The 23,591-nt window shown below is 51.9% G+C and carries 28 protein-coding genes; 12 read left to right on the forward strand and 16 right to left on the reverse strand.

The features are described 5' to 3' along the window. Positions 1 to 410 precede the first annotated feature (410 nt). Together arcB and mtgA are read left to right on the forward strand one after the other, a co-directional pair. Positions 411 to 2,753, forward strand: coding sequence for an aerobic respiration two-component sensor histidine kinase ArcB (gene arcB / locus AC07U6_RS13635; RefSeq protein WP_494761366.1), 2,343 nt, complete (start codon positions 411 to 413; stop codon positions 2,751 to 2,753). 808 nt (positions 2,754 to 3,561) lie between these two features. Then, entirely contained in the window at positions 3,562 to 4,254 is a 693-nt protein-coding gene (gene mtgA / locus AC07U6_RS13640; protein ID WP_494764419.1) for a monofunctional biosynthetic peptidoglycan transglycosylase, read from the forward strand. 25 nt (positions 4,255 to 4,279) lie between these two features. Here mtgA and npr read toward each other — a convergent pair whose 3' ends face one another. The 11 genes from npr to AC07U6_RS13695 all read right to left on the reverse strand — a co-directional run bounded on the left by npr (position 4,280) and on the right by AC07U6_RS13695 (position 12,294). Then, positions 4,280 to 4,552 (reverse strand): PTS phosphocarrier protein NPr, encoded by a 273-nt coding sequence (npr, locus tag AC07U6_RS13645; RefSeq protein WP_105592915.1) that lies wholly within the window; start codon positions 4,550 to 4,552, stop codon positions 4,280 to 4,282. Next, positions 4,549 to 5,403, reverse strand: coding sequence for an RNase adapter RapZ (gene rapZ / locus AC07U6_RS13650; protein ID WP_105592916.1), 855 nt, complete (start codon positions 5,401 to 5,403; stop codon positions 4,549 to 4,551). Before rapZ ends, npr begins: the two co-directional genes overlap by 4 nt. A gap of 61 nt (positions 5,404 to 5,464) precedes the next feature. Then, positions 5,465 to 5,941 (reverse strand): PTS IIA-like nitrogen regulatory protein PtsN, encoded by a 477-nt coding sequence (gene ptsN / locus AC07U6_RS13655; protein WP_105592917.1) that lies wholly within the window; start codon positions 5,939 to 5,941, stop codon positions 5,465 to 5,467. A 171-nt stretch (positions 5,942 to 6,112) separates the two neighbouring features. Beyond that, positions 6,113 to 6,400: a ribosome hibernation promoting factor gene (gene hpf / locus AC07U6_RS13660; protein ID WP_494761367.1), complete on the reverse strand. Its 288-nt coding sequence runs from the start codon at positions 6,398 to 6,400 to the stop codon at positions 6,113 to 6,115. A 22-nt stretch (positions 6,401 to 6,422) separates the two neighbouring features. Beyond that, positions 6,423 to 7,856 carry an RNA polymerase factor sigma-54 gene (rpoN, locus tag AC07U6_RS13665; protein WP_494761368.1) on the reverse strand — a complete coding sequence of 478 codons (1,434 nt, stop codon included), beginning with the start codon at positions 7,854 to 7,856 and terminating at the stop codon, positions 6,423 to 6,425. Between the two features lie 45 nt (positions 7,857 to 7,901). Further along, positions 7,902 to 8,627: an LPS export ABC transporter ATP-binding protein gene (gene lptB, locus AC07U6_RS13670; protein WP_494761369.1), complete on the reverse strand. Its 726-nt coding sequence runs from the start codon at positions 8,625 to 8,627 to the stop codon at positions 7,902 to 7,904. A 5-nt stretch (positions 8,628 to 8,632) separates the two neighbouring features. Further along, positions 8,633 to 9,181 carry a lipopolysaccharide ABC transporter substrate-binding protein LptA gene (gene lptA / locus AC07U6_RS13675; protein ID WP_494761370.1) on the reverse strand — a complete coding sequence of 183 codons (549 nt, stop codon included), beginning with the start codon at positions 9,179 to 9,181 and terminating at the stop codon, positions 8,633 to 8,635. After that, complete coding sequence (gene lptC, locus AC07U6_RS13680) at positions 9,153 to 9,728, reverse strand: LPS export ABC transporter periplasmic protein LptC (protein WP_105592922.1); 576 nt, start codon at positions 9,726 to 9,728, stop codon at positions 9,153 to 9,155. The genes lptA and lptC overlap by 29 nt, the downstream gene beginning before the upstream one ends. Further along, positions 9,725 to 10,294, reverse strand: coding sequence for a 3-deoxy-manno-octulosonate-8-phosphatase KdsC (kdsC, locus tag AC07U6_RS13685; RefSeq protein ID WP_494761371.1), 570 nt, complete (start codon positions 10,292 to 10,294; stop codon positions 9,725 to 9,727). Before kdsC ends, lptC begins: the two co-directional genes overlap by 4 nt. A gap of 17 nt (positions 10,295 to 10,311) precedes the next feature. Then, a complete protein-coding gene (gene kdsD / locus AC07U6_RS13690) occupies positions 10,312 to 11,298 on the reverse strand; it encodes an arabinose-5-phosphate isomerase KdsD (RefSeq protein ID WP_494761372.1) in 987 nt (328 codons plus the stop codon). 15 nt (positions 11,299 to 11,313) lie between these two features. After that, positions 11,314 to 12,294 carry a calcium/sodium antiporter gene (locus AC07U6_RS13695; RefSeq protein ID WP_494761373.1) on the reverse strand — a complete coding sequence of 327 codons (981 nt, stop codon included), beginning with the start codon at positions 12,292 to 12,294 and terminating at the stop codon, positions 11,314 to 11,316. 227 nt (positions 12,295 to 12,521) lie between these two features. Between AC07U6_RS13695 and mlaF the strand changes: the two genes are divergently transcribed. From mlaF to murA, 7 genes are all read left to right on the forward strand, one after another. Further along, positions 12,522 to 13,334, forward strand: coding sequence for a phospholipid ABC transporter ATP-binding protein MlaF (gene mlaF, locus AC07U6_RS13700; protein ID WP_105592926.1), 813 nt, complete (start codon positions 12,522 to 12,524; stop codon positions 13,332 to 13,334). A gap of 7 nt (positions 13,335 to 13,341) precedes the next feature. After that, positions 13,342 to 14,124, forward strand: a complete 783-nt coding sequence (gene mlaE / locus AC07U6_RS13705) for a lipid asymmetry maintenance ABC transporter permease subunit MlaE (RefSeq protein WP_105592927.1) — start codon at positions 13,342 to 13,344, stop codon at positions 14,122 to 14,124. 4 nt (positions 14,125 to 14,128) lie between these two features. Continuing rightward, a complete protein-coding gene (gene mlaD / locus AC07U6_RS13710; RefSeq protein ID WP_494761374.1) occupies positions 14,129 to 14,686 on the forward strand; it encodes an outer membrane lipid asymmetry maintenance protein MlaD in 558 nt (185 codons plus the stop codon). Next, the gene (mlaC, locus tag AC07U6_RS13715) at positions 14,686 to 15,321 is read left to right on the forward strand and encodes a phospholipid-binding protein MlaC (protein WP_494761375.1); all 636 of its coding nucleotides are present in this window, start codon (positions 14,686 to 14,688) and stop codon (positions 15,319 to 15,321) included. The genes mlaD and mlaC overlap by 1 nt, the downstream gene beginning before the upstream one ends. A gap of 5 nt (positions 15,322 to 15,326) precedes the next feature. Further along, positions 15,327 to 15,626 (forward strand): lipid asymmetry maintenance protein MlaB, encoded by a 300-nt coding sequence (gene mlaB, locus AC07U6_RS13720; protein ID WP_494761376.1) that lies wholly within the window; start codon positions 15,327 to 15,329, stop codon positions 15,624 to 15,626. Positions 15,627 to 15,855: 229 nt separating this feature from the next. After that, positions 15,856 to 16,110 carry a BolA family iron metabolism protein IbaG gene (ibaG, locus tag AC07U6_RS13725; RefSeq protein ID WP_105593107.1) on the forward strand — a complete coding sequence of 85 codons (255 nt, stop codon included), beginning with the start codon at positions 15,856 to 15,858 and terminating at the stop codon, positions 16,108 to 16,110. 79 nt (positions 16,111 to 16,189) lie between these two features. Continuing rightward, entirely contained in the window at positions 16,190 to 17,452 is a 1,263-nt protein-coding gene (murA, locus tag AC07U6_RS13730; RefSeq protein WP_494761377.1) for a UDP-N-acetylglucosamine 1-carboxyvinyltransferase, read from the forward strand. A gap of 50 nt (positions 17,453 to 17,502) precedes the next feature. Here murA and AC07U6_RS13735 read toward each other — a convergent pair whose 3' ends face one another. Both AC07U6_RS13735 and ispB read right to left on the reverse strand, forming a co-directional pair. Beyond that, positions 17,503 to 17,763 carry a helix-turn-helix domain-containing protein gene (locus AC07U6_RS13735; RefSeq protein ID WP_494761378.1) on the reverse strand — a complete coding sequence of 87 codons (261 nt, stop codon included), beginning with the start codon at positions 17,761 to 17,763 and terminating at the stop codon, positions 17,503 to 17,505. A gap of 303 nt (positions 17,764 to 18,066) precedes the next feature. Beyond that, positions 18,067 to 19,041: an octaprenyl diphosphate synthase gene (gene ispB / locus AC07U6_RS13740; protein WP_494761379.1), complete on the reverse strand. Its 975-nt coding sequence runs from the start codon at positions 19,039 to 19,041 to the stop codon at positions 18,067 to 18,069. 262 nt (positions 19,042 to 19,303) lie between these two features. On the opposite strand from ispB, the gene rplU reads away from it, so the two are divergent. The 3 genes from rplU (at position 19,304) to cgtA (ending at position 21,500) form a co-directional block, all read left to right on the forward strand. Next, positions 19,304 to 19,615: a 50S ribosomal protein L21 gene (gene rplU / locus AC07U6_RS13745; RefSeq protein ID WP_004155106.1), complete on the forward strand. Its 312-nt coding sequence runs from the start codon at positions 19,304 to 19,306 to the stop codon at positions 19,613 to 19,615. 15 nt (positions 19,616 to 19,630) lie between these two features. Continuing rightward, positions 19,631 to 19,888, forward strand: a complete 258-nt coding sequence (rpmA, locus tag AC07U6_RS13750) for a 50S ribosomal protein L27 (protein ID WP_017349604.1) — start codon at positions 19,631 to 19,633, stop codon at positions 19,886 to 19,888. Positions 19,889 to 20,333: 445 nt separating this feature from the next. Further along, a complete protein-coding gene (cgtA, locus tag AC07U6_RS13755; RefSeq protein ID WP_494761380.1) occupies positions 20,334 to 21,500 on the forward strand; it encodes an Obg family GTPase CgtA in 1,167 nt (388 codons plus the stop codon). A 46-nt stretch (positions 21,501 to 21,546) separates the two neighbouring features. On the opposite strand, the gene AC07U6_RS13760 is transcribed toward cgtA, so the two are convergent. From AC07U6_RS13760 to AC07U6_RS13770, 3 genes are read right to left on the reverse strand one after another with little or no spacing between them, the layout of a single operon-like run. Beyond that, the gene (locus tag AC07U6_RS13760; protein ID WP_494764420.1) at positions 21,547 to 21,960 is read right to left on the reverse strand and encodes a hotdog fold thioesterase; all 414 of its coding nucleotides are present in this window, start codon (positions 21,958 to 21,960) and stop codon (positions 21,547 to 21,549) included. 7 nt (positions 21,961 to 21,967) lie between these two features. Next, the gene (gene dhbA, locus AC07U6_RS13765) at positions 21,968 to 22,726 is read right to left on the reverse strand and encodes a 2,3-dihydro-2,3-dihydroxybenzoate dehydrogenase (RefSeq protein WP_494761381.1); all 759 of its coding nucleotides are present in this window, start codon (positions 22,724 to 22,726) and stop codon (positions 21,968 to 21,970) included. Next, positions 22,726 to 23,586 carry an isochorismatase family protein gene (locus tag AC07U6_RS13770; protein ID WP_494761382.1) on the reverse strand — a complete coding sequence of 287 codons (861 nt, stop codon included), beginning with the start codon at positions 23,584 to 23,586 and terminating at the stop codon, positions 22,726 to 22,728. The genes dhbA and AC07U6_RS13770 overlap by 1 nt, the downstream gene beginning before the upstream one ends. Between the last annotated feature and the right edge of the window lie 5 nt (positions 23,587 to 23,591).

The following is a 23,591-nucleotide window of genomic DNA, read 5'->3' on the forward strand; positions in this document are numbered from 1 at the left end:
TTATAGATTATGCAGTTATAAAATTTAGTCAATATATACGACGGCAACTTTTTGCTCTGAAGGTAAAATAATTAAAAAATCTTCCGGGGGCCGCGCCAGTAAAGGCGATAGAGCGGATCTCGCAGGGAGAATTCAGACTTCATCAGGCGACGATAATTCCGTAATAACACCTTTCAGGAGATAGAGTGTTCTGCACTAATATTGTGCAATAGTTTCATTAATAAAAAAGACGTGAACTATTATTGTGCAATATATGTTTTGGTTAACATTTAATGAGCTATAACTGTGCAAATGTCCTGATTGTTATTGTGTATTGCACTATTTTTGTGCATTTTTCTCCTCGCGTTAACCTGTGGGACTTTTATCCGAATCCGGTATGATTGAGTGATTCAGACCGGAAAGGACCCTACATGAAACAAATTCGATTATTAGCCCAGTACTACGTTGATTTGATGGTCAAGCTGGGACTGGTGCGCTTCTCTTTGCTGCTGGCCTCCGCCCTGGTGGTTTTGGCAATGATCGTGCAAATGGCCGTGACCATGGTGCTGCGCGGGCATGTGGAAAGTATCGACGTGGTGCGCTCGGTGTTTTTCGGCCTGTTGATTACGCCCTGGGCGGTGTATTTCCTTTCGGTTGTGGTTGAACAGCTTGAAGAATCACGCCAAAGACTGGCACGGCTGGTCGATAAGCTTGAAGAGATGCGCAATCGCGACCTTGAGCTGAATCAGCAAATGCAGGAAAACATCACGCAGCTCAATCAGGAAATTGCCGATCGTATCAAGGCGGAAGAAGCTCGCCTGCAGGTGATGACCAGGCTGAAAGAGGAAATGGCACGGCGCGAGCAGGCACAAATCGAACTGGAGCAGCAATCAACTTTTCTGCGCTCGTTTCTGGATGCTTCGCCGGATCTGGTCTTCTACCGTAACGCCGATCAGCAGTTCTCCGGCTGTAACCGGGCCATGGAACTGCTGACGGGCAAAAGTGAAAAGCAGCTTATCGGGTTAACGCCTAATGACGTCTATGACGACGATGCGGCGCTAAAGGTGCTGGAAACTGACGAAAAAGTTTTCCGCCACAATGTTTCTCTGACCTATGAACAGTGGCTTCAGTACCCCGACGGGCGTAAAGCCTGTTTCGAGATCCGCAAAGTACCTTATTACGATCGCGTGGGTAAACGCAGCGGCCTGATGGGCTTCGGACGCGATATAACGGAACGTAAGCGTTACCAGGACGCGTTAGAGAATGCCAGCAGGGAGAAGACTACCTTTATCTCTACAATCAGCCACGAGCTTCGTACGCCGCTTAATGGCATTGTTGGGCTGAGCCGTATTCTGCTGGATACCCATCTGAACCAGGAGCAGCTCAAGTACCTTAAAACTATTCATGTTTCCGCTATCACCCTTGGCAATATCTTCAACGATGTGATTGAGATGGACAAAATCGAGCGGCGCAAGGTGCAGTTGGATAATCAGCCGCTCGATTTCACCGGCCTGCTTGCCGATCTGGAAAATCTGTCCGGCCTGCTGGCTGAACCTAAGGGACTGAAGTTTATCCTGCAGCCTGAGCTGCCGCTGCCGCACAAAATTATTGCTGACGGCACGCGCCTGCGGCAGATCCTGTGGAATCTTATTGGCAACGCAGTGAAGTTCACCCAGAGCGGCGAGATTGTCGTGCGGGTAGGCTACCGCGACGAAGACTGTCTCTATTTTGAGGTAGAAGATTCCGGAATGGGCATCCCGCAGGATGAACAGGATAAAATCTTTGCCATGTACTATCAGGTTAAAGACCAGCGCGGTGGGAAACCGGCAACCGGCACGGGTATTGGACTGGCGGTGTCTCGCCGTCTGGCGCAGGCCATGGGCGGCGATATCAGCGTTCGCAGCGCACAGGGGCAGGGTTCCTGCTTTACGCTGACGCTGAATGCTCCCCGTGTGGCGGAAGAGGTTGAGGATGAACAGCCTGAAGACGACCTTCCTCTGCCCGCGCTGCATGTGCTATTGGTGGAAGACATTGAACTCAACGTGGTCGTGGCAAAATCGGTGCTGGAGAAACTGGGCAACAGCGTCGAAGTGGCGATGACCGGGCAGGAAGCGCTGGATATGTTCGATCCGGATGAGTTCGATCTGGTTCTGCTGGATATTCAACTGCCGGATATGACCGGACTGGATGTGGCACGTGGCATTCATCAGCGTCACGCCGGTAAGCAGTTGCCTCCGCTGGTGGCGTTAACCGCCAACGTGCTGAAGGACAAACGAGAGTACCTGGATGCAGGCATGGACGATGTGCTGAGTAAACCCCTGGCGGTGCCTGCACTGACGGCGATGATTAAGAAATACTGGGACTACCAAAGCGAGGATCAGGTGATGCCTGCGCAGGAGATCAATATGGATGAGAAAAAACTGGCTCTGCTGGATGTGGTGATGCTGGAGCAGTATATCGAACTGGTTGGGCCGAAGCTGATTCATCAAAGCCTGGAAATGTTCGAGCAAATGATGCCGGGCTATCTGGAAGTGCTGGATTCCAACATGATGGCGCGGGACCAGAAAGGGATTGCGGAAGAAGGGCATAAGATCAAAGGTGCGGCAGGTTCAGTTGGGCTGGTGCATTTGCAGCAGATTGCCAAACAGATCCAAAGTCCTGAACTCCCTGCGTGGTGGGACAACGTACAGGAGTGGATAGACGAGCTCAAACAGGAATGGCGTAACGACGTGAATGTGTTACGTGAATGGGTTAAGGCCTCTGAAAAAAAATGACCCCGACCGAGGCCGGGGTGCGCGAATACTGCGCCAACACCAGGGAAAATGGAAACCCACGCTATTTTGATAAGAATCGTCTGGAGCGCAGGCCGGGTATTGGGTAAAACTCTCAGCCACTACCTTAGCAAATCTAACATCACATGTTACCAGATTCATTAAAATGTGTGATGTTGAGCAATATTTGTAAATAGAAGACATCAAATTACTTTCTCAGTCAAGCAGGTAATTCATTTTGCCTTTTTTATGATGGATTATTGTACGATTGTTGTATTTTACTCATCGAAAGTCTTGACGGATTAGGTCATCGTATTGGATTGTCGTGACCCCGCAGTTGAAATGCTATTTCAGCACTTTTTATGCGTTTAATATCCTGTTTGTACTGCATTTTTTGTGGTTTTCGCTGAATTTCTCCGAAACGTTTTGGTTTCTGCTAACACAAACAGACTTCAGGGCGTGATTCGGAGAAAGAATGCTGACACAGTTCAGCAAGATAAACCTCACGCTTTAGTCGAAAACACGACAAAAAAGATGTTCTATTGTTTCATTTATCGATGGTTTTCTATTTCGAGTTTTGTGATTTCGAAATGTTCTCAGTAAAATTTATAAGCAATGCAAATCAATTTGGAAATGTTTTTTCGCTCTGAATAGCGGCCCCCTAAAATGTATTAAACTATGGCGCATCATGGAACCGATTCCTGGGTAAGCAGCTCATGAGAGGAACCTGGCCAAAATAATTTGCTCTGTCTGAAGATGATGGTAATGGAGTCGAAGAATGAGCCGTAACCGACGCCCGGGGTGGGTATGGATGAAAAAGGCCATGTTGCGTCTGCTGATGGGGATTATAGGTCTTTGGCTGACCGGTATTGTGCTCTTCACCTTTGTTCCGGTGCCTTTCTCTGCGGTTATGATCGAAAGGCAGCTAGGCTCCTGGTTACAGGGTAATTTTAGCTATGTCGCCCATTCAGACTGGGTTGGGCACGATGAGATTTCTCCATGGATGCCGCTGGCGGTCATCGCTTCTGAGGATCAAAAATTCCCCACGCACTGGGGTTTTGATGTTGACGCCATTCAGTCTGTACTTGGTAGCAACGGCGAAAACTCTCGTATGCGAGGCGCTTCAACGTTGTCTCAGCAAACCGCAAAGAATCTGTTTCTTTGGGACGGACGTAGTTGGGTGAGAAAAGGACTGGAAGCAGGATTGACGGTCGGCATTGAAACGGTGTGGACTAAACGACGTATTCTGACCGTTTACCTCAATATTGCTGAGTTTGGTGACGGTGTGTTTGGCGTGGAAGAGGCGGCGCAGCGTTATTTCAACAAGCCTGCCAGCCGTCTGACGATGTCCGAAGCCGCGCTGCTGGCAGCGGTGCTGCCTAACCCAATACGCTTTAAGGCGGCTGCGCCTTCAGGTTATGTTCGCCAGCGTCAGCAGTGGATTATGCGACAGATGCGTCAGTTGGGCGGTGAAGCGTTTCTTTCCAGAAATCACCTTAATTAACTGGAAATGATCGCTACCCGGGCAATTATTCTTCGTCGAATCCGGCATCGAACAGTTCAATAACTGCAGCCAGTGCTTCCGCTTCCTGTGGTCCGCTGGCTTCAATTTCAATATGACCGCCCTTGGCGGAATCCAGCATCAGTAGCGCAATAACGCTGCTGGCTTCGGCCTCAGTACCGCTTTCGTTTCTCAGCAACACTTCAGCGTCAAAGCTCTGTACCAGTTCAAAAAGTTTCATTGCCGGGCGAGCGTGCATGCCCAGCTTATTCCTGATTTCCACAGTTTGCTTAACGGTCATGATTTACGTTTTTCCAGCGTACGGTGACGGGACTGCACGTTTTTACCACGTGAACGGAAGTAGTCGGCTAATTGCTCAGCGATATATACCGAACGATGTTTTCCGCCGGTACAGCCAATAGCCACGGTCAGATAGCTGCGATTGTTGGTTTCCAGCATCGGCAGCCAGAGTTCAAGATAGCTGCGCGTCTGATAGATAAAATTATGCACTTCAGTATGGCGGTCGAGGAAGGCCGCTACCGGGCGATCGAGACCGGTCATCGGACGCAGTTTGGGGTCCCAGTGCGGGTTCGGTAAAAAGCGGACATCGAAGACATAATCAGCATCAATAGGAATGCCGTGCTTAAAACCGAATGACTCAAACACCATCGTCAGCTCGCGCTCGCGCTTGCCCAGCAGCCGTGTTCTCAGCATCTCGGCCAGCTCATGAACTGACATTTCCGAGGTGTCGATAATCAAGTCGGCACGGGAACGTAGCGGCTCCAGCAGGTCGCTTTCTTCATCGATGGCGCTTTCCAGTGACAGATTTTTGCTGGAAAGGGGGTGCAGGCGGCGGGTGTCGCTGTAGCGACGGATTAGCGTGTTGCGATCGGCATCCAGGAACAGAAGCTGCGGCGAAAAGCAGTCGGGCAGATTGTTAAGCGCAGTTTCGAAAACTTCGGGGGATTCCGGCATATTACGAACGTCAATACTGACCGCCGCAGACATATTGCGTTCAGAGAGCGAATTAGCAAGATCGGGAAGCAGTACCACGGGAAGGTTATCCACGCAGTAGAAGCCCATATCCTCCAGTGCGCGTAATGCCACGGATTTACCTGAACCGGAACGACCGCTGACGATCATCAGCACCATTAACTCTTCCCCCAATTTAACCTGTTACCACGGATGTCGTGGTGAATATACAACGGCTGGCTTAATCGTGATCTTCCGTGATGATCTCGTACAGCTCTTCATCGCTCTGGGCCGCGCGCAGACGCCGGCAAACTGTTTTATCTGCCAGACGTTTTGCTACCAGCGAAAGCGTATGCAGGTGAGTTTTACACTGGTCTGCCGGGACCAGCAGGGCGAACAACAGATCCACTGGCTGATTATCAATGGCGTCAAAGGCAATCGGCTGATCCAGGTGGATAAATACACCAACCGCACGCAGCGTATCTTCAAGTAATTTACCGTGCGGAATAGCGATTCCGTTACCGATACCCGTACTGCCCATTCTTTCACGCGTCAGAATTGCTTCGAAAATAGTCTGATGCGGAAGGTTTAGCTGTTTGGCCGCCAGTTCGCTGATAATTTCCAGCGCCCGTTTTTTACTCTGGCAATGTACACCATTACGGGTGCAGGACAGGTTCAGGACCGAGCCCAGTTCCAGTTTCAGATCGTTGTTCATCATAGTTTCACTTACGTGTTCACATCCGCATGGCGATAAACTTAGGCCGTTTTACTGGCCGTCGTTGCCCCCTGATTGATTAGCGGCCCGTACTCTTATAAAGATACGAGCCGCCGCTGACTTTAGCTTAACCCGATGTGGGATGCCGCAGAGACAATCAGCGCATGGTGAAATTTAGTGTTGTTTAAGCTTGTCTTTGTGTTTATTTAACTGGCGAGCCAGCTTATCTACCAGGCCGTCAATCGCCGCGTACATATCTTTTTCTTCTGCGGTTGCATGCAACTCCCCGCCGTTCACATGCAGCGTCGCATCTGCAATTTGAGTCACTTTTTCCACCTTCAAAACAATATAGACCTGGTTAATCCGGTCAAAATATTGTTCCAGTTTACCGAATTTCACTGTCACAAATTCGCGCATGGCTTCAGTAATTTCAACGTTTAGACCAGTGATATTGAGTTGCATGATGTCTTCCTTCTCAGTTCTTTCAGACCAGCTGTTTGCGCTGGTTTGATGGTGGGATGGATAAAGACTCTCGATATTTTGCCACAGTACGGCGCGCGACCATAATCCCCTGCTCAGAAAGCAGAGAGGTCAGCTTGCTATCGCTCAGCGGCTTGGCGGGATTTTCCGCCGAAATTAATTTTTTCACCAACGCACGAATAGCGGTAGAGGAGGCTTCACCTCCGCCTTCAGTACTCACGTGGCTTGAGAAAAAGTACTTCAGTTCAAATATACCGCGCGGACTGTGCAGATACTTCTGCGTTGTTACGCGCGATATCGTTGATTCATGCATATCGACTGCGCTGGCTATGTCTGCCAGTACCATCGGCCGCATATATTCCTCACCCTGTTCAAAAAATGCCTGCTGTTGATCGACAATACAGCGGGTCACTTTTAGCAGCGTGTCGTTACGGCTCTCAAGGCTTTTAATCAGCCATTTTGCTTCCTGCAAATTACTACGAATAAATTGTGAATCGCTGTCGTTGCGGGTTGAACCACCCAGTGCAGCATAGTGCTGATTGATTTTTAAACGCGGAACGCTATCGGCGTTCAGTTCAACCGTCCAGCGCGCACCGACTTTGCGTACCAGTACGTCAGGAATGACATATTCAGGTTCCTGTGTATTGATCGACTGTCCGGGACGCGGGTCGAGTGACTGAATCAGCTGTACGGCACCCTTCAGAACGTCTTCTTTTAGCTTAGTCAGACGCATCAGGCTGCGGAAATCATGATTTGCTAACAGATCGAGATGATCGCTGACGATCAGCCGCGCTTCTTTCAACAGGGTAAGATCGTCAGGGAACTGAGAAAGCTGAACCAGCAGGCAGTCGCGCAGATCGCGAGCACACACGCCCACCGGATCGAATCGCTGCACGCGCTTCAGCACCGCTTCTACCTCATCCAGGCTCAGATCTTCATTCCCCATACTATCGAGGATGTCGTCCAGCGAGATGGTTAGATAGCCGGTTTCATCCACGGCATCGACGATTGAGGTGGCGATCGCCCGATCGGAGTCGGTAAAAGGCGTTAACTCTACCTGCCACATCAGATAATCCTGAAGTGACTGGGTGGTTTCCCCCTGATAAACCGGCAGTTCGTCGTCGTGGTAGTCAGTGCCGGTGCCGGAAGGGGTACCCGCGGTGTAAATTTCATCCCAGGTGGCATCCAGCGGCAGCTCTTCAGGCATATCCTTCTGTTCAAGCGCTTCTCGAGTGTCCAGCGCTTCGGTTTCCTGATATTCGCGAGAGTCGATTTCCTCGTGAACATCGCTCTGCTCGAGCAACGGGTTGCTTTCCAGCGCCAGCTGAATTTCCTGCTGTAGTTCAAGCGTAGAGAGTTGCAGCAGTCGAATGGCCTGCTGTAACTGTGGCGTCATGGCAAGCTGTTGGCTCAGCCTGAGTTGTAAACCTTGCTTCATATTCAGGATAATAATTCCCTAAAAACAAACCTTATGGCCACCTTATCAGAGTCTGAACTCTTCGCCCAGGTAGACGCGTTTCACCTGCTCGTCGGCAAGGATTTCTTCTGGCGTACCGTGTGCGATAAGGTGCCCCTGGCTGACGATATAAGCGCGCTCACAAACCGCCAGCGTTTCACGAACGTTGTGGTCGGTAATCAGCACGCCAAGTCCGCTATCACGAAGATGCTCGATAATCTTTTTAATATCAATAACGGAAATAGGGTCAACCCCGGCAAAAGGTTCATCCAGCAGGATAAATTTGGGATTTGCAGCCAGGGCACGGGCAATTTCCACCCTGCGGCGTTCGCCACCGGAGAGTGCCTGACCGGGGCTGTCGCGTAGATGTTCGATGTGGAACTCGGCCATCAGCTCGTTGGCGCGATCTTCCCGTTGCTCGCTGGTCAGATCTTCACGAATTTGCAGGACCGCCATCAGATTATCGTAAACGCTCAGACGGCGGAAAATGGAGGCTTCCTGAGGGAGATAACCAATCCCCCGGCGCGCGCGCGCGTGCAGGGGCAGGATACTGATATCTTCATCATCAATCACAATTCGGCCAGCATCGCGCGGAACGATACCCACCACCATGTAAAAGGTGGTAGTTTTGCCGGCCCCGTTTGGTCCCAGTAGTCCGACAATCTCACCGGATTTTACTTCCAGACTGACGTCTTCAACCACGCGGCGGCCTTTGTAGGCCTTCGCCAGATTTTCCGCAATTAACGTTGCCATGTTAGTTAGTTACTCTTCTTCTGACCGTTAGACGGTGTGCTTTTATCCTGCAGCTGTGACGGTACAAGAACGGTCGTCACGCGTTTTCCGGTGCTGCCATAAGCCTGCATTTTCTGCTCTTTGACCAGATAAGTAATGCGATCGCCTTTGACATTACTGTCGAGCTGCTCCAGATAGGCATTACCGGTCAACTCAACAAAATCTTTCGCCAGTTCATAGCGCATTTTCTGTGCGTGCCCCTGAACCGGTTTGCCATTGTCCTGCATCTGATAGAAAGTTGCGGGATTGCCATAGGCATCAACGATAGTTTTATTGCTGTCGCCACCGGGACGAGTCACGACCACTTTATCGGCGGTGATCTTGATCGATCCCTGGGTGACGACCACTTTACCGGTAAACGTAGCCACGTTCCCCTGCATATCCAGAGCCTGATTCTCCGAGTCTACATTGACAGGTTTGTCAGAATCCCCGGTCAAGGCCAAAGCCGGAACGCTGGCAGCCAGAAGCAGAGATGCCGTCAGTAACTTAAGGTTGTTTTTCATTTTGAATTTCATAAGATGTTTTGACCTTTTCAATCAACTCGGCAGTTTTCTTCCGTAAATTTCCGCGCATCTTCATTCCCGTGGAGTTAAAGCTGCGGCCATATAGCGTAACTTGATCGTTTGAAGTGACATCCTGAGTTGTCAGGTTCACCAGCGCATTGTCGGTTGTAATTTTCTCCAACTGCGCATCTTTCGTCAGGCTTTTTACGACGACATTACCGTACAGAAACAGCATACGATCGTTAGTCAGTTTGGCTTTATCGGCGCTTACTGACCAGGTGGCCACTTTGTTTTCATCGTAAGTCGTCATCTTCGGGTTGTCGAACCAGCTGACGGCGTCTGTTGAAAAGTAAGTCACCTTGTCTGAAATCAGTCTGTAGCTCAGGCCACCCTCGGGGTTATAAACGACGGTATGTGAATTATCGCTCAGATAGGTGGGTTCGCTATCATTGTTGCTGACTGCTCCGTCACCGTTATCAGAATCCGCCAGATTCCAGCCAATCAAGATGATGGCAATCAGCGTCAGTAAAAGTGTAATCCAGCGTCTTGTTTTACTCATACAGACTGCCCTATGGCCTTATCAAACGTACCCTGAGAAATTAAGATCAGGTCACAAAGTTCCCGAACGGCTCCGCGTCCCCCCGCAATATGGGTCACGTAGTCAGCTTTAGGCAGCAGAACCGGATGCGCATCGGCGACGGCCACGCTCAGGCCAACCTGGGCCATAACCGGCCAGTCAATCAGGTCATCACCAATGTAGGCAACCTGGCTGGCATTCAGCGCTAGTTTATCCAGAAGTTCGCGGAAGGCCAAAGTCTTATCAGACTGCCCCTGGTAAAGATGGGTAATTCCCAGCGTGGTACAGCGATCTTCCAGCAGTTTTGCTTTGCGCCCGGTAATAATCGCCACCTCCACATCTGAAGTCAGCAGGCAGCGGATGCCGTAACCGTCTCGAACGTTAAATGCTTTCAGCTCTTCACCGTTGTTACCCTGATAGATCACGCCATCAGACATCACCCCATCCACATCGCAAATCAGCAGCTTAATTTGCTGTGCCTGCGCCATGACTTGCTGACTTACCGGGCCATAACAGGTGTCAACGAATGTGGCTGCTGGATTACTCATTCTCGTTTTATTCCTTATCAAACAACGCCGGCACGCAGCATGTCGTGCATATGTACCACGCCCAACAGATGGTCGCCGTCGGCCACCATCACGGAGGTAATGTTCTTGTTCTGCATCAGATTCAACGCATCTACCGCTAATGTATTGGGCCGGACGCGAATGCCACCACGGGTCATCACGCTGGCTATGCTGGCGTGCTGTATGTCGATGCCCATATCAAACACACGACGCAAGTCACCATCGGTAAAGATACCTTCGATTTTCATCAGATCGTCACAGATGACCGTCATGCCCATATTTTTGCGGGTAATTTCCAGTAGTGCATCGCGCAGCGAAGCATCACTGCGGATATGCGGCATCTCGTTACCAGAATGCATAATATCATCAACCCGCAGCAGCAACTTACGCCCTAACGCTCCGCCAGGATGTGACAGTGCGAAATCTTCTGCGGTAAAACCGCGTGCTTTAAGAAGAGCAACCGCTAAGGCATCACCCATTACCAGTGTAGCCGTGGTGCTGGTCGTTGGCGCGAGGCCCAGCGGGCAGGCTTCCTGCGGCACTTTAACACACAGATGAATATCGGCGGCACGCCCCATTGCGCTGTCAGGGCGGCTGGTCATGCAAATCAGGGAGACGTGCAGGCGTTTCAGCACCGGTATCAGGGCCAAAATTTCGGAGGATTCTCCAGAATTAGAGATGGCGATAACCACATCGTTGGGGCTGACCATCCCAAGGTCGCCATGGCTGGCTTCACCCGGATGGACAAAAAATGCAGGCGTCCCGGTGCTGGCAAGAGTGGCGGCGATTTTTTTGCCAATATGGCCTGATTTACCCATGCCCATGACGACCACTTTACCCAGGCAGCGAGAGATTAACGCGCAGGCCTGGCTAAAATCGCCGTTGATGTACTGATCGAGCTGTTCCAGTCCTTCGCGTTCGATCTGTAAAACCTCTTTTCCGGCTTTTATAAAGTCAAAATCAGTATCGGTAATGATATGCGCCATAGCTTTTTAGTCCTTTTACCAGAAAGTCACTGAGGGGAAACCATACAGCATGACCACCCAGAGGATAAATCCGCACAGCAGCAACGCGCCTGCAACCCGACCAATCCGGCGGTTGCGTTGCAAACAGATCAACGTAAACAGAGCGCTGACGCCCAGCATGACCCAGTAGTCTCGGGCAAACGCGCTGGCATCAAAACTGCCGGGATGAATCAGCGCCGGGATGCCCAGGACAATCACCATATTATAAATGTTAGACCCAATCAGGTTACCGATGGCGATATCATCTTCGCCTTTCAACGCTCCGGCGATCACCGTGGCCAGCTCCGGCAGGCTGGTGCCCACTGAAATAATCGTCAGTGCAATAACCAGTTCACTGATGCCGAAATAGTCGGCAATCACCGTGGCATTATCAATCACCATGCGGGTTGAAACCGGCAGTAAGAGCAGCGCAACGGCCAGCCACAGGAAAGCGACGGTGTTGCCGACGTCATCACGCGGTAGCTCGGCAAGCTGCTCGCGGGTCAGGGTGTCATTATTCTCACGTTCTGCACGGCGGGCGATCTTGATTGTGCACAGTAGCCAGCACGCGGCGATGGCAATCAGCCCCAGCCCGTCATTCCGGCTGAGATGGTTGTCAAAGAGTATGATGCCGCACAGCAGAGTCACCAGCAGCATCAGCGGCAGCTCGCGGCGTATCAGGTTGGAATGAACGGTTAGCGGATGCAGCAGTGCTCCACCGCCGAGGATGAGCAGGATATTGGTAATATTGGAGCCGATTGCTGTGCCAACGGCGATATCCATCTGTCCGTGCGTTGCCGCTGAAAACGAAACAATCAGTTCGGGGAGGGAAGTACCAATACCTACCACGGTCATCCCGATGATCAGCGGCGGGATACCCAGCGATCGGCATAAAATAGCGGCGCTAAACACCAGACGATCGGCTCCATAAACCAGTAAGGCTAAACCGATAATCAATAGTGCTATAGCTACGAGCATGAAATGTCCTTTTATCGGATATAATCGTCGGTTGCTGCATGTGACGAAGCGTTTCTGGTTACGTTTTTTTAATGCCCGTGATTTTGACGGTCTAAAGCTAAAAAGTAAAACTTATGCCAGCTTTCGCGAAGTGATTGCAGTAAGTTTCTGTAAAAGTGTCCAGTCCGGCGGTTAATGCGTTACCATCGGAAGTACATTTAGCGCCTGAATTGAGGATCGAGGTAATTATGGGCCAGACGGAAACGAATTTGGTAGATGTCCGGGACGTCTGTTTCTCCCGTGGTAACAGGCCTATTTTCGATAACATCTCGCTTACGGTGCCCAAAGGGAAAATTACCGCCATTATGGGACCCTCTGGCATTGGTAAAACAACGCTACTGCGTTTGATCGGCGGACAGATACCGCCAGACAGCGGTGAAATCTGGTTCAACGGTGAAAATATTCCTACACTTTCACGTTCCCGTTTGTATGCCGCCCGCAAAAAAATGAGCATGCTGTTCCAGTCCGGTGCATTGTTTACCGACCTGAGCGTTTTCGATAACGTTGCCTGGCCGCTGCGCGAGCACACTCAGCTGCCTGCGGCGTTGCTGCACAGTACGGTGATGATGAAGCTGGAAGCGGTGGGGCTGCGGGGGGCGGCAAATCTTAAGCCTTCCGAGCTGTCCGGTGGAATGGCGCGCCGTGCTGCGCTGGCGCGCGCCATTGCGCTTGAACCCGATCTGATTATGTTTGATGAGCCATTTGTTGGCCAGGACCCTATCACGATGGGCGTACTGGTAAAGCTTATCGACGAACTAAATCATTCGCTGGGTGTCACTTGCATTGTGGTTTCCCACGATGTGCCTGAAGTACTGAGTATTGCTGATTACGCGTATATCATTGCCGACCAGAAAGTGATCGCCCAGGGTACGGCACCTCAGCTGAGAGAGAATAATGATGCTCGCGTACGCCAGTTTATTGATGGCATTGCTGATGGGCCGGTGCCGTTTCGTTTCCCGGCGGGAGATTATCTTCACGATTTAGTCGGCTCAGGGAGTTAACATATTGATGTTTTTACGAGCGCTGGCGTCATTAGGACGTCAGGGAATTAATACCTGTGCCGCCTTTGGCCGTGCCGGATTGATGCTTTTCCATGCACTTATCGGCGTTCCCAGTTTTCGCAAGCATGCGCCGCTGTTGGTAAAGCAGCTTTATAGCGTTGGCGTATTATCGCTACTGATTATCGTGGTTTCCGGATTGTTCATTGGTATGGTGCTGGGCCTGCAAGGCTATCTGGTGCTGAATACCTATGGTGCCGAAACCAGTCTCGGGATGCTGGTGGCGCTCTCGCTGCTGCGCGAACTGGGGCCGGTGGTTACAGCGTTGCTGTTTGCCGGACGGGCCGGTTCAGCGCTGACCGCTGAGATTGGCCTGATGAAAGCCACGGAACAGCTCTCCAGCATGGAAATGATGGCGGTCGATCCGCTGCGGCGTATTGTCTCACCGCGTTTCTGGGCAGGGGCGATCAGTATGCCTCTGTTGACGCTGATTTTTGTCGCCGTGGGGATACTCGGCGGTGCGATGGTTGGCGTGAGCTGGAAGGGAATCGACAGTGGTTTCTTCTGGTCAGCGATGCAGAATGCGGTCGATGTGCGTACTGATATTATTAACTGCGTGATTAAGAGCCTCGTGTTTGCCATTACCGTGACCTGGATTGCGCTGTTTAACGGCTACGACGCCATTCCGACGTCTGAAGGGATTAGTCGGGCAACAACGCGTACCGTGGTACATGCCTCTCTGGCAGTACTCGGTCTGGATTTTGTGCTTACGGCACTGATGTTTGGGAATTGATTCGATGCAAACGAAAAAAAGCGAAATTTGGGTAGGTGCCTTCTTATTGTTAGCGCTTTGCGCGATCGTTTTTCTCTGTCTGCGCGTTGCCGACCTGAAGTCCCTCGGCAATGAACCGACCTGGAAACTCTATGCTACCTTTGACAATATTGGCGGCCTGAAACTCGGATCGCCGGTAAAAGTGGGTGGCGTAGTGATTGGCCGCGTAACGGATATCACGCTGGACCCGAAAAACTACTCGCCGCGCGTCACCATGGATATTGATGAAAAGTATAACAATATCCCGGATACCAGTTCACTGGCAGTACGTACATCAGGTTTACTGGGCGAACAGTTTCTGGCGATGAATATCGGCTTCGATGACCCGGAAATGGGTACAGCGACGCTGAAAGATGGCAGCACGCTGCAGGACACCAAGTCTGCAATGGTGCTGGAAGATCTGATCGGCCAGTTCCTGTATAAAAGTGGAAATGGCAACGATAAGAGCGCAGACAAAGCAGATGACAACGGTGCTGCTTCTGAGCAGCCGGCTGCGGCTAACACTTCAGGAGAGGATAAGTAATGTTTAAACGTTTACTGATGGTGGCAATGCTGATCGTTGCCCCGATTGCGGCTAACGCGGCGGCTGATAAAACTAACCCCTATTCGATGATGAATGAAGCGGCAGCAAAAACCTTCGATCGTTTGAAGGATGAGCAGCCCAGGATCAAGCAGGACCCCAACTATCTGCGTCAGGTTGTAAAAGAAGAACTGCTGCCGTATGTGCAGATAAAATATGCCGGTGCTTTGGTGCTGGGCCGCTATTACAAAGAGGCCACCCCGGCACAGCGAGAAGCTTATTTTAACGCTTTTGGTGACTATCTGGCGCAGGCCTATGGCCAGGCTCTGGCGCTTTATAACGGTCAGACATACCAAATTGCCCCCGAGCAGCCGCTGGGGAATGCTGACATCATTGCTATCCGCGTTACCATCATCGATAAAAATGGTCGCCCTCCGGTGCGTCTGGATTTCCAGTGGCGTAAAAACAGCCGCACTGGCGAATGGCAGGCATATGACATGATTGCCGAAGGGGTCAGTATGATCACCACCAAACAAAACGAGTGGAGTGACATTCTGCGACAGAGAGGCATCGATGGTTTGACCGAGCGTTTGAAATCCTACGCGCAACAGCCGATTACGCTGGACAAACAGCAGTGAGTAATATGACGGCAGATTTGCTGAGTTGGACAGTCGATTCTGGCCTGCTGCGTCTTAGCGGTGAGCTTGAGCGTGAAACCCTGCTGCCGCTATGGCAGCAGCGGGATCAATTAATGCAGCAGGCTGAGGTTATTGATGTATCCAGCCTGGATCGCGTTGATTCTGCCGGGCTGGCATTACTGGTTCATCTGCGGCAAATCGCTTTACAGCAAGGCAAAGTGCCTCATTTCACCGGTATCCCCGATAAACTCCGTTCTTTGATTACCCTGTATAATCTTCAGGAAATTATTGTCGATAATCGCTGATCCTGAGTACGGCGGTTTATGCCGCCGTGTTCTCGCGGAACATATTGAGTTCGTTGATCTTTGCTTTCTTTTTCGATCCCCCCGATTCCACCGGCCTAAGCGACGTATAGCGCTATTCATTCTCATTTAGCCTTTTTCTGATGATCCTGGCATTTATTGCTTGTTTAAGAGTAAGGCAGATTCCACTAATATGTGTGCCTGTTTATTATCAGGTGAATTTGAAAGCATCATGGAAAATAGTGAAATTCAGTCCGTACTTATGAGTGCGTTACCGCTGCAGGAAGTCCACGTCACCGGCGATGGCAGCCATTTTCAGGTGATTGCCGTAGGTGAGTTATTCGGTGAACTGAGCCGCGTGAAGAAGCAGCAGACGGTCTACGCACCCCTGATGGCCTACATTGCGGACAACCGTATTCACGCCGTTTCAATCAAGACTTACACTCCTGAAGAGTGGGCGCGTGACCGTAAGTTAAACGGTTTCTAAGCGGCAGCTGTCCACCACGCAATAATATGCGGGCGGGCTGAGCCGCAGATTTTTGGTCTGACAACAGAGAGCAGTTGCAATGGATAAATTTCGTGTGCAGGGTCCAACCCGGCTGAGTGGTGAAGTCACAATTTCCGGGGCCAAAAATGCTGCCCTGCCGATCCTGTTCGCTGCTTTGCTGGCTGAAGAACCGGTAGAGATTCAGAATGTCCCGAAACTGAAGGACATCGATACCACCATGAAGCTGCTCGGTCAGCTGGGTGTAAAGACCGAGCGTAACGGCTCGGTGCATATGGATGCCAGTCAGGTTGATGTTTACTGTGCACCATACGATCTGGTGAAAACCATGCGTGCCTCCATCTGGGCGCTGGGTCCGCTGGTGGCGCGTTTTGGCCAGGGTCAGGTATCGCTTCCCGGTGGTTGCGCGATTGGCGCGCGTCCGGTCGATCTGCATATCACCGGCCTGGAACAGCTGGGTGCTGAGATCAAGCTGGAAGAGGGCTACGTTAAGGCCTCGGTCGATGGTCGCCTGAAGGGCGCGCATATCGTCATGGATAAGGTCAGCGTGGGCGCCACGGTAACCATCATGAGTGCCGCAACGTTGGCAACCGGTACAACGATTATCGAAAACGCCGCGCGCGAGCCGGAAATCGTCGATACCGCCAACTTCCTCAATACGCTGGGTGCAAAAATTACCGGCGCGGGCAGCGATCGCATTACCATCGAGGGCGTTGAGCGCCTGGGCGGCGGCGTATATCGCGTGCTTCCCGATCGTATCGAAACCGGTACGTTCCTGGTGGCGGCTGCGATTTCCGGTGGTGCAGTGGTCTGCCGTGCGGCTCAGCCCGACACGCTGGATGCTGTGCTGGCCAAACTGCGTGAAGCGGGTGCCGATATTGAAGTGGGCGAGGACTGGATAAGCCTTGATATGCACGGCAAGCGTCCAAAAGCCGTGAACGTGCGCACCGCGCCGCATCCTGGATTCCCGACGGATATGCAGGCGCAGTTCAGCCTGCTGAATCTGGTAGCAGAGGGAACCGGAGTCATCACTGAGACCATTTTCGAAAACCGCTTTATGCACGTGCCGGAGCTGGTACGTATGGGCGCGCACGGTGAAATTGAGAGCAACACGCTGATTTGCCACGGTGTGGAAAAACTGTCGGGTGCTCAGGTGATGGCGACCGATCTGCGCGCATCAGCCAGCCTGGTTCTGGCTGGCTGTATTGCGGAAGGGACAACGATCGTCGATCGTATTTATCATATCGATCGCGGCTATGAGCATATTGAAGACAAACTGATGGCTCTGGGTGCCAATATCCAGCGGGTCAGCGGTGACGAATAAGCGTTGTCTGTAGTCTTTTAACAAGGGCCGGTCTCCAATACCGGCCCTTTTTATTTTCTGATCAGCTTTTTACGATCGATCAGCTGCCTTGTCTTCGGATCGTAATAGCGGCTGGGCCAGATCTCTGCAGGGTGTATCTCCAGGGCGTCGGCAATCAGCCATTCCCCCTTTGGCCACGGGCGACATAGCGTATTAGCCAGCGTTGATGAGCTTAAGCCTGCGCGGCGTGATTGTTCAGCGAGAGTGGTGCCTCTTTTACGCAGGGCGGCAATGATATCGGCAGGATGCCAGTCTTGAGAATTATAGGCCACGTGCTCTTTCTCCTTGTGCACTTGTGGAAACAACAGGAAATAATCTGCACAGGGAAAGTATTTTCCTGCGCATCCGTATTTACCGTATTAACCCTGACGATAGTAACGGAATTTATAGGAGCTTTATATCAACTTATTTCCTTTAATTTCCAGTAATTTTTATGCAAAGAGCCAGTTTTGCGTAGCTCTACGCAAAAGTGGAGACAAATGATGTAACGTTACATTGTGCAGTAATATCAGGGCAGACGGTGGGGGAAGGGCTAAGATGAATCATGAAAAGCGCGGATTTCCGCGCATTTTCAATCAGAATTCGCGTTGTACAGACATATGAGCCAGAGCTTCAAGTGCGCTGCGCCACGGAGATTCAGGTAGAACTTGCAGGGCGATAATGGCTTTGTCCGCTTCCTGCTCGGCAGCACGACGCGTCCATTCCAGCGAGCCGCATTGGTTCATGGTTTCCAGAACTGGTTCCAGTAAATGGCGTCCGTTACCTTCCTCAATAGCCTTACGGATCATGCTGGCCTGCTCAGGAGTACCGTTGCGCATGGCGTGCAGCAGTGGCAGCGTCGGTTTACCCTCGCTAAGATCGTCACCCACATTTTTACCAAGCGTTGCACCATCCGCGCTGTAATCCAGCAGATCGTCAATCAGCTGGAAAGCGGTGCCAATGTAGCGCCCGTAATCCTGTAGAGCCTGCTCCTGCTCTGTGTTGGCACCAGCGAGTATCCCGGAAGACTGCGCGGCGGCTTCAAACAAACGGGCAGTTTTGCTGTAAATCACCCGCATGTAGCTCTCTTCAGTGATGTCCGGATCGTTACAGTTCATCAACTGTAAAACCTCACCTTCGGCAATCACGTTCACCGCTTCAGACATCAGCGCCAGCACACGCAGCGAGCCGAGGCTGGTCATCATCTGGAAGGCGCGGGTATAAATAAAATCACCAACCAATACGCTGGCCGCATTACCAAATGCCGCATTGGCCGTTGCTTTACCCCGGCGCATATCCGATTCATCGACCACATCGTCGTGCAGCAGCGTTGCGGTGTGGATAAATTCGATCAGTGCCGCCACGGCGATGTGCTGCTTGCCGTCGTAATTATTGATAGCGCGTGCAGCAAGAACGGCGATCATTGGTCGGATACGTTTCCCACCGCCGCTAATAATGTAATGGCCCAGCTGATTGATAAGGGATACGTCCGAGTTCAGCTGGTCGAGTATTGTCGCGTTGACATCCGCCATATCCTGCGCGGTAAGTTCATTTATCTGTTCTAAGTTCATCAGTCTGTTCAGCTATCGCTCGCTCAGTTTGCTGGTATGATAAGCGCCTTTACGCGTGCCTGTGGCATGAAATGTATGACAGATTGTACTTGAAAAACACAGCGGTGAAAGCGTCCCATTCATGTTGCGTTTTTTTTCTGCAATACAGCGTAACTGGCACTTGTCATTGGCAGCGAAGTTGCGTAGAATTCGCGCCCTATTGTGAATATTTATAGCGCAGCCTGATAATCAAAAAAAGGCAAGCGCGGAAGCGGAGTTTTATATGTACGCGGTTTTCCAAAGTGGTGGTAAACAACACCGAGTAAGCGAAGGTCAGACCGTTCGCCTGGAAAAGCTGGACATCGCAACCGGCGAAACTATTGAGTTCGACCAGGTTCTGATGATTGCCAACGGCGAAGACGTTAAAATCGGCGCGCCTTTAGTTTCAGGTGGCGTGATCAAAGCGGAAATCGTTGCTCACGGTCGTGGCGACAAGATCAAGATTGTTAAGTTCCGTCGTCGTAAGCATTACCGTAAGCAGCAGGGTCACCGTCAGTGGTTCACTGATGTGAAGATCACTGGCATCAGCGCCTAAGAGGAGATCTGACAAATGGCACATAAAAAGGCTGGTGGCTCGACTCGTAACGGTCGTGACTCCAATGCAAAACGTCTGGGCGTAAAACGTTTCGGCGGCGAATCAGTTCTGGCAGGTAGCATCATCGTTCGTCAGCGTGGTACTAAATTCCACGCCGGTACTAACGTTGGCTGCGGTCGTGACCACACCCTGTTTGCAACTGCAGACGGCAAGGTCAAATTCGAAGTTAAAGGCCCGAACAACCGTAAATACATCAGCATCGTTGCTGAGTAAGGTTTTCGAGCCGCAGAGTGATTTTTAAGTCACTTCTTGCTGCGAAATTAAAAGCCCCGCATCTTAGTGCGGGGCTTTTTACATTCTGCCTGTTAGGAATGTTACTGCATCGACTGGCCTCGCAACAGATCCTGTTTTTGCTGTACACTTTATGTTCAGTGGTGTTGCTGCCGGTGACGGGTATTCCTTCCATTGGATGCTGGCATCGGTCAGTGAAAAAGAGACACTGACGTCTTTACGCTGATGTTTTCAGAATTATTATCGTCTGGCTGGTCCGAACTTTTTGCCATTTCGATCCTGAATTTTCAGGGCGCAATCGGAGTGACTGGTGTCCAGCCAGGTGCCATATTTTCCGCAATGGGTCATCGCTTATGGCCGCGGCGGAGCAATCCCGTTCCGGTGTAAAAGCATTGGGCCACGGGCGAATGAGTGACGGAGAAGTAAAATGAAGTTTGTTGATGAAGCGACGATCCTGGCAGTAGCAGGCGACGGCGGCAATGGCTGCGTCAGCTTCCGTCGTGAGAAATATATTCCTCGTGGTGGACCGGACGGCGGCGACGGCGGCGACGGCGGCGATGTTTACATGCAGGCCGACGAAAACCTGAATACTCTGATTGACTATCGTTTCGAAAAATCCTTCCGCGCTGAACGAGGTCAAAACGGCCAGAGCCGCGACTGTACCGGTAAACGCGGTAAAGATATCATTATTAAAGTTCCTGTCGGTACGCGTGTTATCGATCAGGGAACGGGTGAAACGCTTGGCGATATGACCCATCACCAGCAGCTGCTGATGGTCGCGAAGGGCGGTTGGCACGGGCTGGGTAACACCCGCTTTAAGTCATCCGTTAACCGTACTCCGCGCCAGAAAACAATGGGCACGCCGGGTGAGAAACGTGACCTGCAGCTGGAACTGATGCTGCTGGCAGACGTGGGTATGCTGGGCCTGCCTAACGCGGGTAAATCAACGTTTATTCGCGCGGTATCCGCTGCAAAACCAAAAGTTGCCGATTATCCCTTCACTACGCTGGTACCAAGCCTGGGTGTGGTGCGTATGGACAACGAGCAGAGCTTTGTGGTTGCCGATATTCCGGGTCTGATTGAAGGTGCCTCTGATGGTGCTGGGCTGGGTATTCGCTTCCTGAAGCACCTTGAGCGCTGTCGCGTTCTGCTGCACACCATCGATCTGGCGCCGATTGATGAAAGCGATCCGGTAGAAAACGCCCGCGTTATTCTGGGGGAGCTGGAAAAATACAGCGAGAAGCTTTTCCAGAAGCCGCGCTGGCTGGTGTTCAACAAGGTTGACCTGCTGGACAGCGAAGAAGCTGAAGCACGTGCTAAGGCGATTGCTGATGCGCTGGGCTGGACCGATAAGTACTACCTGATTTCTGCCGCGAACCGCGTCGGCGTTAATGCATTATGCTGGGACATTATGTCCTTTATGAATGCCAACCCGAAACAAGCCGAACTGGAAGCTAAGCAGCCAGAGAAAGTGGAGTTTATGTGGGACGACTACCATCGTCAGCAGCTGGAAGAAGCGCAGCCTGCCGTTGAAGAAGACGACGATTGGGATGATGAAGACGATGAAGGCGTTGAAATCATCTATCAACGCTAATCTTCGATGAAAACAGGGACGCCGCGGCGTCCCTGTTTATTTTCTATTAGCCGATAATGGCGGTGGTCAGGCGCGAAATGCAGCATAACCGATCGCGATCGTCAAAGATCTCAATCTGCCATACCTGACTGGTCGCTCCGACATTCAAGGCGCGGCAGACACCGCGTACCGTGCCGCTGAAAACGCCCCGCAGGTGGCTGGCGCTGATTTCTGTGCCTACCACGTTCTGCCCCGGCTGCGAGCAGAGCCAGCCCGCCATCGATCCCAGTGATTCAGCTAAAGCCACCGAGGCACCGCCGTGCAGCAGACCGAAAGGCTGATGCGTACGGGAATCCACCGGCATGATTGCTTCCAGACGATCTTCAGTCAGATGGGTGAAGCAAATCCCCAACCCGCCGATCATATTGCCTTCGGCCATCTGGTTCAGTACTCCCGTGTTGCTCTGACGCTTCCACCGGATCTGTTGACTACGCACCGAGCGTTGCCCCACCGTCAACCACGATATCCTGCATAATAATATGGCTGGCGCTGTCGGAAGCCAGGAACATCACCGCGCTGGCAATGTCATCAGGGCGGGCAATTTTACCCAGCGGGATGCCCAGCTTGTACTGCTGCGGATAGCCCGCAATCATCTGCTGTTCATCCGCCGGGGTTTGCCACAGGCTGCGCTGCATCGCGGTATCTGTTGAACCAGGCGAAACAATATTACAGCGCACGCCATAAGGTGCCATTTCCAGGGCGACGGTCATGCACAGACTGCGCAGCGCCGCTTTTGAGGCACCATAAGCCGACATGCCGATGCGCGGTGCATGGGCTGCGTTAGAAGCCACAGTGACTATCGCACCGGCACGCTGCTTACGAAACACAGGCAGAGTCTGCTGGAAAAGGTTAAATGCGCCGCCAGCGTTAACCGCCATGCAGGCCTGCCAGTCTGCAAAGGACAGTTCCTCGGTAGAACCGGTGCGTAAAATACCGGCAGCATTGACCAGTACGTCGAGATGTTGGGTATCGGAAAGTACTTTTTCGCAGACGCGTTTCACCTGCCATGGATCGGCGATATCGACGATCTCCCGCTGGAACGGGTAATCGCTCTGCGAGAAGTGTTTATCAAAGCCGACAACGGAAGCGCCAGAGGCAACAAAAGCCAGCGCGGTGTGGTAGCCGATACCCTGGCCTGCGCCGGTAACCCAGATCTGTTTACCGGTAAAATAGAAACGGGTGGACATTATGCCGGCTCCCGTGACAGGAACTTCCACCAGCCATTGATGCTGGGATCTTTGGCCAGAGAGATAAAATCGATATCGGGGTGGACCTGACGCCAGCGTGCGGCCAGCGCCATCATACGTACAGAATCAAGACCGTAGTCCACGAGATTATCGGCATCATCCAGATCTTCAGCATCGTCATCCAGCAGTGGCAGAACCAGTGCACGCAGCTGAGCCTGGGTGGTGGGTAGGGTTGCCGGCAGAAGTTCAGACGTCATCACGACTTTGCCGCTGCGCCCGGCGGTATAGTTCAGCGCCATCATATGTTCCTCGCGGCTGAAATCTGCCAGCGCGTCGGCAACCATAAACGGTTTAATATCGCGCATAAACGCATCGGTTGCGGTGGTCAGGCAGCCAATATGGGCGTACACGCCGCAGATAATCAGCTGATCCCGCCCGCTTTCGGTAAGGATCGATTCCAGTGGAGAGCGATGAAAGGCGCTGTAGCGCCACTTGACCAGTACCTGGTCCTGTTCATCCGGAGCCAGCGCGCTGACTACCCGCTGCTGAGCGGGATGTTTATTGAGACCCGGGCCCCACATATCATTCAGCAGCGCGCGATCCTGGTCGCTCTGCTGGTTGGGCTGGGCGGTGTAAAACACCGGGATGCCCTGAGATTTACAGAACTGACGCAGGCGGGCAATGTTCTCCACTACCTGATCGATCAACGGGCTGTTTTCTCCCCAAAAGTTGAGGAAATATTCCTGCATATCATGAATTAACAGCGCCGCACGTGCGGGGTTAAAATCCCACTTCACTTTGTTTACCGGCAGCTCTGCCTGCGTAGGCAGCAGATAGGACTGGAGTTTAGGAATAGCCATGGTCT

It is taken from the genome of Erwinia sp. GW821-FHT03D09, from assembly GCF_059420805.1.